Raw genomic sequence first — 12,128 nt, 5'->3', positions numbered from 1 at the left:
AGGGCGATGGGTGTGAACGGCAAAAATCGCCGTCCGACGGACCGCGAGGACAAGCCACCGGCCGAAGTCCGCGCCAAGCGCAAACATCCGGTGCTTGGCCACGCGTTTCGGGCCGTGCTTCTCGCCGCGGGCAGCGCTTGCGGTTTCGGAGTGGCCTTCGGCGTCGGCTACGTGGCTTCGATGCTTCGCGGCCTCCCGAACGTGAGCGCCGCGACGTTCACCAATAACAGCGCGGCTTCAGTGGTGTACGACGATCAGGGCCGCGTCATCGGCCAATTCGCCGGCGACGGCGATCGCCAGCCCATCGCGTCCATCCATCAGGTGTCTCCCTACCTCGTGCAGGCGTTCGTCGCCGCCGAGGACAAGACGTTCTTCACCAACATCGGCGTCAATCCCATGGCCATGGGACGAGCCTTCCTGCAGGATCTGCTGGGCCATCGGATTGAGTCGGGCGCGAGCACCATCACGCAGCAGACCGTCAAGCTCGCGGTCTTCCCGGAACAACAACGGACTTTGAAGAGAAAAATTCAGGAAATTGCACTCGCGCTCGAGGTCTCTCACGTGCTCAGCAAAGATGAAATCCTGACGGACTACATGAATTGGGTCTACATGGGCCGCATGGGCACCGATACCGTGTACGGGGTGAAGCGGGCCTCGGAGATCCTGTTCGGGAAGGAGCCGGACCAGCTCACGCTGGCACAGGCCGCCCTGCTCGCGGCTCTGCCCAACAACCCGTCCTACTTTTCGCCCTACCAGTTCCCGCAGCACGCGCTTATGCGGCAGCACTACATCCTGGATCAGATGTTGGCCAATCACATGATCTCCAAGGCGGAGTATGACGCTGCGTATCGTGAGAACGTGCTGAAAACGCTCAAACCGCCGCCGATGAGCGGCCTCCCGGCTCATCCGTATCTGCTCCTCGACGAGATCAAGCCCCTCGTCATTCAGGATCTCGTGCGCGCGGGGATTTACGACAACGCGCAGGAAGCGGAGTCGGCTCTGCCGGTGGCGGGGCTCAAAATCTACACCACCATCGATTTGCCCATGCAGGAGGACGTCGAACGCGTTTTGAGCGCCAACCAGTTGTTCGCAGGCACGGACAAAACGTACCGGCTGCCGAACGGCAAGACGGCGACGGATCTCTACGAGGCCGGCTTCGCCATCGTGGACAATCACACCGGCGCGGTGCTCGCCGTCGGCGGCGGCCGCGATTATGTCCGCGACGCGATCGATCACGCCGACCTCCCGCGGCAGCCCGGTTCGTCCATCAAGCCGATCCTCGACTACGGCCCGGCCATCGACACTGGTCTCCTCACGGCCGCGTCCGAGATGTACGACGCGCCGACGCGTTTCCCCGGGGCCGCGGGGCAGCCGCCGTATGAGCCGCATGACAACGAACCCGGCTTCGCAGGTCTCATGACGGCCCGCGTCGCGCTGTACGAGTCGCGGAACGTTCCTGCCATCGACGTGTTGTCCGTGCTCACGCCGCAGGTGGGGTTCTCCTACCTCAGCAAGATGGGCCTCGGGCCGGGAGCCACCACCTGGCTCGGCCAGCCCACCGTCGTCGCCGACGACGAGCATCACCTGGCGGCGGCCATCGGCGGACTGGACAACGGCGTCACCGTTCTTCAGATGACGAGCGCGTATTCGACGTTCGCGAATCAAGGCGTGTGGCACCAGAGTTACCTCATCCGCCAGATCACGGACGAATCAGGCCGCGTGTTGTACCAGGTCGATCCGGCCACGGATCAAGTGTTTACCCCGCAGACGGCGTACATCATCACCAACATGCTGCACGACGTCGTGTACCATCCTGGTGGCACCGCAACGGCCATCGGCGCGCGCTTCCCGGGCCAGTTCATCTCTGGGAAGACCGGCACCACGGATTCTCTGGGGGACGGCTGGTTTATCGGCTACACGCAGGATTACACTGCGGGCATCTGGATGGGGTACAACAACCATGAGCCCATCGATTCATCCAATTATAACCTGAAGTTCACGCTCTGGAGCGACATCATGGCACCCATTCTGGCGTCGCACCCCGCCAAGGCGCCATGGCCCGTTCCGCCCGGCATTGTGTTCCGCACGGTGTCGTCGACAAGCGGCCTTCTGCCGACGCCGCTGTCCAAGGCGTTTGGAGGCACAGAGACGGATCCGTTCGTGCAAGGGACCGAGCCCACATCGTACGACGACGTCGCCGTGGAAGCCAAATACACGGTCGTGGGCGGGAAGAAAGTGCTCGCGACCACGCGCACGCCGCCCGCAGACGTCCAGGTGGGCACGTTCATCAAGCTGCCCACCTCACGCATCGTGGACTGGGCGCACAAAATTCCGAACGGCGTGACGGCCGACACGCCCTATCTTCTCCCGTCGGCCCTCGATCCTCGGGGCGGCACGCCGCTCGACGCCGGTACAGCACCGGACATGCTCAATCCGTCTCAACTTCAACCTCCCACGGGCCTGTTCGGGTATTACGATGGCGCAGAGGTGCGGCTCGGATGGAACGGCGTCCCCGGCGCCACGCAGTATGCCATCTACCGCTCGACCGGCGTGGACCAGCCGTATCAACAGATCGGCACGAGCGGATCGACGAGCTTCGTCGATCCGGCGCCCCCGCAAGGTGCGTCGGTGGTGTATTACAAAGTCATCGCCGAGTCCAACGTGTCCTTGTCCCCTCCGTCCCGGGCCATCGCCGTGCCGCTCCTCTCACCGGGCGAGATCGGCGAGAATCCGAGCGCCAACGCGGATACCACCAACGCATCCAACGCGAACCGCGCGTGGGCTGGCGGGTCGGGCATGCCGTGACTCGCGGCGCGTCACGTCCGCACGTGGACAACCGTCGCGCCGTCGCCTCCCTCCCCCGGCCCCGCCGGCGCACTGGATTTCACGTGCGGGTGATCGCGCAAGTAGCGGCGAATGGCGTTTCGTAGCGCGCCCGTGCCCTTGCCGTGGATGATGACGACGCGCGAAATGCCCGCGACGACGGCGTCGTCCAGATACTTGTCGATCCGGCTGAGCGCATCGTCCACCGTCTCACCGCGCACATCGAGCTCCATCCGCACGTCTTTCGCGCTTCCGATGCGGGTCACCGAAGGGGCTGCCACGCGCTCTGCATCGCCGACGACTTCCAGGTCGCGGGCGTCAACCTTCATGCGCATGGCGCCCAATTGCACCACGGCCGCTCGGCCGTCCTGCGCGACTTCCACCACGTCGCCCTTTTGCCCCAAGGACAACACGCGCACGCGCTGGCCGGGTCGAACCTCGGCATGACCGCGCCTCCGCGCTGTCGCGCGCTTCTCCTCCGGCTCCGCAGCCTCCAATCGCTTCCTCAACTCGACGAGTTCGTGGTCCTTGACCACGGCTTTGTCCCGCAGGCTTCGAATCTCCCGAATGACGGCGTCGGCTTCGCGCCGCGCCTGTTCAATGACCTCCCGCGCTTCGCGCGCGGCCTTCTCCCGCATGGCGTCCTTCGAAGCGTCCCATGCGGCCTTCTCCCGCGCGAGGTGCGCCTGTTGGTCGCGCGCCTCCTGGAGCGCCCGCTCGGCCTCGTCCCTCATCCGCTCCGCCGCCCGGCTTGCGGACTCGAGCTTGCCGATGAGTTCTTCCACGTGGATGTCGGATTCAGCCACGTGCGATCTCGCCCGCTCGAGGATCTCCTTCGGCATCCCGAGCCGTTCCGCAATGGCGAGCGCGTTCGATCGGCCTGGCACGCCCATGAGCAGGCGGTACGTCGGCCGCAGCGTCTCCACGTCAAACTCCATGCTGGCGTTTTGGGCCGCAGGGTTGCGGAAGGCGTAGCCCTTGAGCTCGGCGTAATGCGTCGTGGCCACCACGCGCGCGCCGACGGACGCGAGGTGATCCAGGATGGCGATGGCGAGCGCGGAGCCCTCGGCCGGATCGGTCCCTGCCCCGAGCTCGTCCAACAGCACGAGGCTGTCGGGCGTCACGCGCTCGAGCATGTCGATGATCCGGCGCATGTGCGAGGAGAACGTGGACAGATTCTGCTCGATGCTCTGCTCGTCTCCGATGTCGACGAACACGTGGCGGCAGAAGCCGATGTCGCTCTCCCGCTTCGTCGGCAAAAACAGCCCGGACATGCCCATCAGCGTGAGCAGGCCGATGGTCTTCAACGTGACCGTCTTCCCGCCCGTGTTCGGCCCCGTGATGATGAGCAGGCGAAACCGATCCCCGAGTTCGACGTCAATCGGCACGGCGTCTCCTCGAAGCTTCGGATGCCGCGCGCCGTGAAGCCGCCACACGCCCTCCGTGAGCCGCGGCCGCTTTCCATCCACGCGACGCGCATACGCCGCCTTGGCGAAGAGAAAGTCCATCTCCCCCGCCACGTCCAAATCGCGCAGGAACTCGTCCGCCACCTGCGCCACGGCCGCCGCCAGCTGATAGAGAAGACGCTCCACCTCCCGCTCCTCGAGCACTTCCAGCTCGCGCACCCGTTCGCTCAACTCCACGACGGCGCGCGGCTCGATGAAGACGGTCGATCCCGACGCCGAAACGTCGCGCACCATCCCGGGAATCTGGCTCTTGTGCTCCACGCGCACCGGCAAGCAATAGTGATCCCCGCGCATCGCAATCACGGGCTCCTGCAGATATTTGGCCTGCGTGCGCAGCAAACGTTCCAGGACGGCGCGGATCTCGGCTTCCCGACGCCGCCGCTCGTCGCGCAGGCGGAGGAGCGTGGGGCTCGCGTGATCGATCACCTGGCCATCCTCGTCCACCACCTGGCGGATCTCCTGCTCGGTTCTGCGCAGATCGACCATCGGCGCGACAGCGCTCGCCAACAGGGGAAAGTCGCCGCCTTCGGCGGCTCGCTCCACGAACTGCCGCATCGCCCGCATCCCGGCGATGCACCGGGCCAGGCGATTGGCCTCGTCGGCCGTGATGGTGCCCCCGCGGCGCGCTCGCTCCACCACCTCTTGCAGGGGCTCGATCCCGGCGAAAGGCGGCGCCCCGACGCGATACAGCATGCGAACGGCCTCATCCAAGCGCGCGAGTTCCGCTTCCGCCTCGGCGCGCCCGGCGAAAGGCACCATGGCGCTCGCGCGCGCCTGCCCGAGCGAGGTCTGCGCACACTGGGCGATCTCGCCGCGCACATCGTCGTATTCCAGCGCGTCTAGCGCGCGTTGGTCCATATCCCGCACTCCTATACACCGGAATCCAAATTTCCCACTGATCTTACCACATAGGGTGGCGTCTCCCGAACGATGCTATAGCTCAGAAAGGGGGATGTCCATGAACGTGCTTGGCCACATCGTCCGATTCATCGTGTCCGCTCTCGTGCTCCTGTTCGTGGGCCACATTGTGCCTGGGTTCCAAGTGATGGGCTTTTGGCACGCCATTCTCGCGGCCATCGTCATCACGCTGCTCGGCATGGCGATGGAGGCCATCTTCGGCCGCCGCATCTCGCCCTATGGCCGTGGCATCATCGGGTTCATCAGCGGCGCGATCGTCATCTACGTCGCGCAGCTCTTCGTCCCCGGCATGCACGCGAGCATCCTCGGCGCCCTGTTGGCGTCGCTCGTCATCGGGATCATCGACCTGTTCGTCCCGACGACCCTGCGCGACAGTCGACACGAGGAGTGAAGCCTGGGCGGATGACGCGGGGCGCAGGACGTATCGCCTGCGCCCCCATCATGCGCTCGCCTTCTCTTTCCCTGGCAGGACGGCCGCGATCCACGCTGCCACAGCGTGATCCACGGCGCGGCTGTCGAGCGCCCGACAAATGGCGGACCTCTCCACCTGCGTCTCCACGGCTGGAGTTCTCACGTACGGCAACACCAGCGCGATCACGTACACAAACACGGCGGACAGGAGCAGACCCGCGAGGAGACCCGCCAGTCGATTCAGCGAAGAAAGCACCGGCAGGCTGAACAGCGCGTCGACGAGTCCGGCCGCATACCGCACCATGAGAAACACGACCAAAAACACGGCGGCGAAGGAGATGGCGCCCGACAGGTTGCCGAGCACGAACGAGGCCAGCGGCGACGATGGCGCCCAGGAAGGAAGCCCCAAGTGCGCGATGGCGGGGGCGACATACGGCCTCGCCCAATACGACACGAGGTATGCGATCACGCCGCCAGCCAACCGCATGACCTGTCGAACCAACCCGAGGCGATACCCGTTCACGGCGCCGAGCAGGAGGACCGCCGCCAGGGCGAGATCGAGCGCGTCCCACGTCACGACGACGAACGGCCTCCCGTCTGCTCTTCGAGCAGGGCCAGCAACTCCTTGTAATCCTTGCGCAACTGGTACAGCTCGTCGGCCAAGTTGAGCGCGGCCAGCACGGCGATGCGCCGCTCATCCATGTAGGAGGCCGTGGCGGCAATCTCGTTCATCGTCTGGTCCACCATTTTGGCGACTTCCTGGATTCGCTCCTCCGGACTCGTCCCGCGCACCGTGTATTCGACGCCATGGATGACCACCTTCACGCGATTGACCTTTGCGCCTTCTTGGTTGTTGTCCATCCATGTCCCGCCTCCATCATGGCAGCGCAAGAACGGCCGCCGGAATCCTTTCGTACAACAATTCTCGCCGAGGTCTCGATCTCCTGCTTGTCGCGCTGGTCCGTCACGAACGAAGCTTCGCCCCGAACGCCGTCTCCCAAGCCCGAAGCACCGCCTTCACCGCGTCGTCGATCTCGGCGTCCGTCAGCGTCCGCTCGTCGCGCTGGAACCACAGCGCGATGGCGAGGCTCTTGTGCCCTTCGGGGACGCCGACGCCTGTGTACACGTCGAACACGCGGACCATGCGCAGAACGCCGCGCTCGCTGAGCGTCCGCCGCGCCTCATCGACGAGCGCCTGCGACTCAACGCCGAGCGGCACGACGACGGCGAGATCGCGGCGGCTCGCAGGGTGGCGCGGGATGGAATGGACGCGCACCTCCGACGAGGCGAGCGGGAACAAGCGGCCGAGATCAAACTCCGCGTACACCGCCCGTCCGACTTCGTAGCGGTCGCCCACATCGGGATGGAGCTCGCCCACGGTCCCGACCATCACGCCGCCGACCTCTATCGACGCCTGGCGGCCGGGATGGAGATACGCGTGGTGGCTGACCCGATAGGCCACCTGGATGCCAAGCCGCGCGAGGAGCGCGTCGCACACGCCCTTCGCGTCGTAGAAGTCGTAGGGGCGCGGGCGCTCGAACGGATGGCCTTCGCGCTCGCCGAACCACAGCATGCCGAGGACAGCGCGCTCCTCCGGCAGCGCGTCCTGCGGCCACGAGGCCGCCAGAAACACCTTTCCCACCTCAAAGATGGCGCCGCCCGACACCTGATGCGCGAGGTTGTAGCGCGCGACCTCCGCGAGGCTTGGCAACAGGTGGCGGCGCAGCGTGCGGCGGTCGTCGGACATGGGTCGGAGGAGCGGCACAGCCACCCCGCTCGGCGCGACCGGAGCCTCGGCCTCGGGCGACGTGAGCGCGTACGTCCTCACTTCGCAAAGCCCCCAATCCACAAGCGCACGCCTCACCTTGCGCACCAGCTTGAGGTCATCCGACGACTCCGGCGCTTCCACCGGCAGCCGCATGGACGTCGCGGGGATGTGGTGGTACCCGTAGAGCCGAGCAACTTCCTCGTACAAATCGGCCGGCAGCTGCACATCCGACCGGCGCGCCGGTACCTCCACGCGCCACTCGTCCTCACCCCGCGCCACGCCGAAGCCGAGAGACTCGAAACACGCGTACATCTCGTCCTCGGGCACGTCCACGCCCAGGAAGCGCGCACAAGCCCGCGGCGAGAAGGAGATGACCGTCGGCTTCGGCGCATCCGCCTCGGCGGGAACGCGTCGCGGCGCGCCGACAGGATGCGATCCGGCCAGTTGCACGAGGAGCTCGGTCGCCCGATGGAGCGCGTTGGAGACGGCCGCCGGATCGACGCCCTTTTCAAAGCGCTGCTGAGCCTCGGAGCGAAGGGACAAGGCCTGGCCCGTCCTGCGAATGGAGGCGCCGTCAAACCTCGCGGACTCGAGCGCGATGCGCCGCGTCGATGGGGTGATCTCACTGTTCTCCCCGCCCATCACGCCCGCGAGTCCGATGGCCTTTTCCGGATCGGCAATCACGATCATATCCGGCGTGAGGGCGCGCTCCTGCCCGTCCAGCGTCACAAGGCGCTCCCCCTCGCGCGCCTGGCGCACGACGATGGTCCCGTGCGCAATGGCGTCGGCGTCAAACGCATGCAGGGGCTGACCCCACTCGAGCATCACGTAGTTCGTCACGTCGACGACGAGATCGATCGAGCGGACGCCCATGGCCAAAAGCCGCATCTTCATCCAGAGCGGCGTCTCGCGCACAGCGATCCCTTCGAGCACCTGAGCCTCGTACCGGGGGCATCGCGGCGTCTCCAGGCGCACCTCGATGGGACATTCGCCGCTCGCACCTGGCCCTGGGACGGACGCGGGAAAGCGGTGCGGCCGACGCAGGATGGCCGAAAGCTCGTGCACCAGGCCGCGAATGGACAGGCAATCACTGCGGTTGGGCGTGAGGTCGAGATCGAACACCACGTCGTCCAGGTGAAGATGCGGGACCACGTCCTCGCCGAGCGGCAAGTCCTCCGGAAGGATGAGGAGTCCTTCCACGTCGCGCTTCGGCAAGTACCGCGTCTCGATGCCGAGCTCGTCCGCCGAACAGAGCATGCCGTGCGACGACACGCCGCGGAACTCGGCAATCCGGATCTCCACTCCGCCGGGCAGGCGAGCACCGGGCAGCGCAACCGGCACCACGAGCCCCGCCGCGGCATTGGGCGCCCCGCAGACGATCTCCAGCTTCTCCCCTCGGCCCACGTCCACCTGGCAGATCTTGAGCCGATCCGCCTGAGGGTGCGGCCGCACCTCCAGGATCTTGCCGATCACGACCCTCTCCACGCCGCGATTCAACGGTTCCACCGCGTCCACGGCAAGTCCCGCGCTCGTGAGACGATCCGCGAGTTCCGCCGGCGACAGATCCGCGAGATCGAGATATTCGGCCAGCCATTTGTACGAAGCTCTCACATTGCCACTCCCTTATCGGCACGCGTCAGGCGTGACGGAACTGTCGTAAGAAGCGCAGGTCGTTCTGGTACAGCATGCGAATGTCGGAAATCCCGTACCGAAGCATGGCGATGCGCTCGGCGCCGAGGCCAAAGGCGAACCCGGTATACCGCGAGCTGTCGTAGCCCGACATGTCGAGCACGCGCGGGTGGACCATCCCCGCGCCGAGGATTTCGATCCAGCCGGTCCCCTTGCACATCCGGCAACCGGCACCCCCGCACGATACGCAGACGAGATCCACCTCGCAGCTCGGTTCCGTGAACGGGAAGTAGCTCGGGCGCAGGCGAACCCGCTGCGAAGGGCCAAACAGCGCTTTGGCAAACGCCTCAAGCGTCCCTTTCAGATCCGACATGCGAATGCCCTCGTCCACAACGAGCCCTTCGATCTGAGTGAACTGGTGCGAGTGCGTCGCGTCGTCCTCGTCGCGGCGATAGACGCGGCCCGGAACGATGACCCGAATCGGCGTCCGCCCTCGCATGCGCTCCATGGTCCGCACCTGCATGGGCGACGTGTGCGTCCGAAGCAGCCACTCGTCCGTCAGATAAAACGTGTCCTGCATGTCGCGCGCAGGGTGGTCTTTGGGAATGTTGAGTAGTTCAAAGTTGTAATGGTCCGTCTCCACCTCGGGACCCTCCACGACGGAGAACCCGAGGCTCGTAAAGATGTCCTCAATGTCCTCAATCACGCGCGAGATGGGGTGCACCGCGCCGAGCGGCACGTCCCGCCCCGGCAGCGTGACATCGATTCGCTCGCGCTCGAGCCGGAGAGCCTTCTCCTTCGCCTCGATCTCGGCCTGCCGCGCCCGCCACGCCTGTTCAAGCTCCTGGCGCACGCGATTCAGCGCCTCGCCGAGCACGCGCCGATCGTCAGGGGAAAGCCCACCCATTTGCCTCGACATCTGACCGAGGGCACTTTTTTTCCCAAGGACCTCCACCCGCCATTCGTTCAGCGCCTTCGAGTCCGAGGCGAGCGCAAGCGACGCCAGCGCCTCGCCGCGGATGGCCTCCAGCTCATGTCTCCAGGTGTCGCTCAACCCGTCATCCTCCTCACGCCGCTCATCGAGCCGCCTGACCTCACAATACAAAGAAGCAACTCGTCTGTCCGACGAATTGCTCCGCGCCATCTGGGTAAGCGCCGTGGTGGTTTCTTCAACCCAGCCATATCGTAACATTGACCGGCCGCCCGCCTCAGGGCAGCCGCCAACGTTCAAAGGAGGCGCATGCGCATGTACGGGATTTTCGGCGGTTACACGCAATGGGCAGTGGTGTTTCTGATCATCTTCGTGCTCTTCTTCCTGCTCGTTCCCGCTTACGGCGCCGTGGCAACGGCCACAAACACGGCCCCGGCTGTCGTCTACTGATCCTCATGGCGCCAGGGAAGTCAACCGCTGCCCCTGGCGCTTTCCGTATCTGCCCAAATCCCGCACGCTTCGACCCACTGAAGCGCTCGCGCCACCTCATCCACCACAATATTCACGTGGCCCATTTTGCGATCCCGCTTTGCCTCGGCTTTGCCGTACAGATGCACCTTCACGCAGGACGGAAGGCCGCTCATCTGCGCGAGCAAGGGATTGACGTGCTGCCCGAGGACATTGACCATCACCACGGGCGAATACAGCGTCACGTCGCCGAGCGGCAGGTTACAGATGGCGCGCACATGCTGCTCAAATTGGCTCGTCGCGCACGCATCGAGCGTGTAATGCCCCGAGTTGTGCGGGCGAGGTGCGAGTTCGTTGATCAGGATCTCGCCGCCTTGGGTGACGAACATCTCCACCGCAATCAGGCCGATGACGCCGAGCGCTTCGGCAACCTGCCGGGCGACGTCCACGGCTCGCGCCATCACGTCCTCCGGGTACCGCGCCGGTACGATGGACATGTGCAGAATATGCCGCTTGTGAATGTTCTCCGCCGGCGGAAAGGCCCGCACCTCGCCGCGCCGGTTGCGCGCGACAATCACGGACAGCTCGCCTTCAAACGGCACGTACGCCTCCGCAATCAGCGGCTGGTCGTCAAAACCCGCGGCTCGGTGATGGTCGATGGCTCGAGCCCATTCCTGCGCGTACCGCTCCACATCCGCGCGCGATTGGACCATCCATTGGCCCTTGCCGTCGTACCCTCCCCGACACGTTTTGACCACCATCCGCCCGCCGAATCGTTGAAGCGCCTCGTCGAGATCGCCCACGGATGAAATCGGCGCGAAAGGCGTGACCGGCAGGCCGCGTTGCGCGAGGGTCGATTTTTCCCGCACCCGGTGTTGGCAAATGGCCAACAGCTCGCTGCCCTGCGGCACGTCGCACGTCTCCGCGAGCGCGCCAGCGACAGCCGCGCTCACGTTTTCAAACTCGTAGGTGACGAGATCGCACTGCGCCGCGAGCCTGCGCGCCGCGTCCACGTCGTCGTACGCCGCGATCACCTGACCGTCTGCGACCTGGGCCGCGGGCGCGTCGGGCGTGGGATCCAGCACGCGAAATCGGTACCCCATGTGCCGTCCCGCCAGGGCCATCATACGGCCCAACTGGCCGCCGCCCAGGATGCCGATGGTGGCAGGCGGCAGGACGGCGTCAATGGGCTGTGCCGGCTGTATCTGCACCCGGATCGCCCCCCTGAAGGACCTGGTCGCGAATGGACGCTTGACGCGCCTCCAATCGAGCGGCGATCTCGGCGTCCGTCACCGCGAGGATGCGCGCGGCCATGAGGCCCGCGTTGACCGCCCCCGCGCGGCCGATGGCCATGGTGGCCACTGGCACGCCGCCGGGCATCTGCACGATGGACAACAGCGAATCGAGGCCGCCGAGCGCAGAGGTCTGCACCGGCACGCCAATCACGGGTAAGGTCGTCTTGGACGCCACCATGCCGGGCAGATGGGCGGCGCCCCCCGCCCCGGCAATGATGACCTGAATGCCGCGATCTCGCGCCGACGCCGCGTATTCGAACATGAAATCCGGCGTCCTGTGCGCCGAGACGACCTTGCGCTCGTGCGGGATCCCGAGCTCGTCCAACACGGCGCACGCGTGGCGCATCGTCTCCCAGTCGCTCTGGCTGCCCATGATCACGCCGACGCGCGGCTTGGCCATATGCACCCTCCTCGCGCCC

The 12,128-nt window shown here is 65.8% G+C and carries 10 protein-coding genes; 3 read left to right on the top strand and 7 right to left on the bottom strand.

Going from position 1 to position 12,128, the window contains the following annotated elements:
- Positions 1–2,805 (top strand): transglycosylase domain-containing protein (locus tag AS26_RS08535; RefSeq protein ID WP_245629682.1); only part of this gene is annotated, 2,805 nt, incomplete at its 5' end.
- Between the two features lie 11 nt (positions 2,806–2,816).
- On the opposite strand, the gene AS26_RS08530 is transcribed toward AS26_RS08535, so the two are convergent.
- On the bottom strand, positions 2,817–5,147 hold the full coding sequence (locus tag AS26_RS08530; RefSeq protein WP_062308462.1) for an endonuclease MutS2: 2,331 nt from the start codon (positions 5,145–5,147) through the stop codon (positions 2,817–2,819).
- Between the two features lie 100 nt (positions 5,148–5,247).
- Here AS26_RS08530 and AS26_RS08525 point away from each other — a divergent pair, with 100 nt between their 5' ends.
- On the top strand, positions 5,248–5,598 hold the full coding sequence (locus tag AS26_RS08525; RefSeq protein WP_062308459.1) for a phage holin family protein: 351 nt from the start codon (positions 5,248–5,250) through the stop codon (positions 5,596–5,598).
- A 48-nt stretch (positions 5,599–5,646) separates the two neighbouring features.
- Here AS26_RS08525 and AS26_RS08520 read toward each other — a convergent pair whose 3' ends face one another.
- The 4 genes from AS26_RS08520 to pheS all read right to left on the bottom strand — a co-directional run bounded on the left by AS26_RS08520 (position 5,647) and on the right by pheS (position 10,069).
- A complete protein-coding gene (locus AS26_RS08520) occupies positions 5,647–6,195 on the bottom strand; it encodes a CvpA family protein (RefSeq protein ID WP_062308456.1) in 549 nt (182 codons plus the stop codon).
- Entirely contained in the window at positions 6,192–6,479 is a 288-nt protein-coding gene (locus AS26_RS08515; RefSeq protein WP_062308453.1) for a cell division protein ZapA, read from the bottom strand. Before AS26_RS08515 ends, AS26_RS08520 begins: the two co-directional genes overlap by 4 nt.
- A gap of 103 nt (positions 6,480–6,582) precedes the next feature.
- Positions 6,583–8,997 carry a phenylalanine--tRNA ligase subunit beta gene (gene pheT, locus AS26_RS08510; protein WP_062308450.1) on the bottom strand — a complete coding sequence of 805 codons (2,415 nt, stop codon included), beginning with the start codon at positions 8,995–8,997 and terminating at the stop codon, positions 6,583–6,585.
- A gap of 25 nt (positions 8,998–9,022) precedes the next feature.
- On the bottom strand, positions 9,023–10,069 hold the full coding sequence (gene pheS / locus AS26_RS08505) for a phenylalanine--tRNA ligase subunit alpha (protein ID WP_083516031.1): 1,047 nt from the start codon (positions 10,067–10,069) through the stop codon (positions 9,023–9,025).
- Between the two features lie 192 nt (positions 10,070–10,261).
- Between pheS and AS26_RS14855 the strand changes: the two genes are divergently transcribed.
- Positions 10,262–10,396 (top strand): hypothetical protein, encoded by a 135-nt coding sequence (locus AS26_RS14855; protein WP_281176955.1) that lies wholly within the window; start codon positions 10,262–10,264, stop codon positions 10,394–10,396.
- A gap of 20 nt (positions 10,397–10,416) precedes the next feature.
- Here AS26_RS14855 and purK read toward each other — a convergent pair whose 3' ends face one another.
- The gene (gene purK, locus AS26_RS08500; RefSeq protein ID WP_062308445.1) at positions 10,417–11,625 is read right to left on the bottom strand and encodes a 5-(carboxyamino)imidazole ribonucleotide synthase; all 1,209 of its coding nucleotides are present in this window, start codon (positions 11,623–11,625) and stop codon (positions 10,417–10,419) included.
- On the bottom strand, positions 11,597–12,109 hold the full coding sequence (purE, locus tag AS26_RS08495; protein ID WP_062308442.1) for a 5-(carboxyamino)imidazole ribonucleotide mutase: 513 nt from the start codon (positions 12,107–12,109) through the stop codon (positions 11,597–11,599). Before purE ends, purK begins: the two co-directional genes overlap by 29 nt.
- Positions 12,110–12,128: the final 19 nt, after the last annotated feature.

The organism is Alicyclobacillus sendaiensis NBRC 100866, assembly GCF_001552675.1.
GTDB classification, from domain to species: Bacteria; Bacillota; Bacilli; order Alicyclobacillales; family Alicyclobacillaceae; genus Alicyclobacillus; species Alicyclobacillus sendaiensis.
Note: the sequence above shows the minus strand (reverse complement) of the source record. Positions and strands in the feature narration are given on the sequence as shown.

Bases quoted from the DNA above. Each gene is read 5' to 3' on its own strand.
- AS26_RS08530 (WP_062308462.1), bottom strand. From the start codon at position 5,147: ATGGACCAACGCGCGCTAGACGCGCTGGAATACGACGATGTGCGCGGC.
- AS26_RS08525 (WP_062308459.1), top strand. From the start codon at position 5,248: ATGAACGTGCTTGGCCACATCGTCCGATTCATCGTGTCCGCTCTCGTG.
- AS26_RS08515 (WP_062308453.1), bottom strand. From the start codon at position 6,479: ATGGACAACAACCAAGAAGGCGCAAAGGTCAATCGCGTGAAGGTGGTC.
- AS26_RS14855 (WP_281176955.1), top strand. From the start codon at position 10,262: ATGTACGGGATTTTCGGCGGTTACACGCAATGGGCAGTGGTGTTTCTG.
- purE (WP_062308442.1), bottom strand. From the start codon at position 12,109: ATGGCCAAGCCGCGCGTCGGCGTGATCATGGGCAGCCAGAGCGACTGG.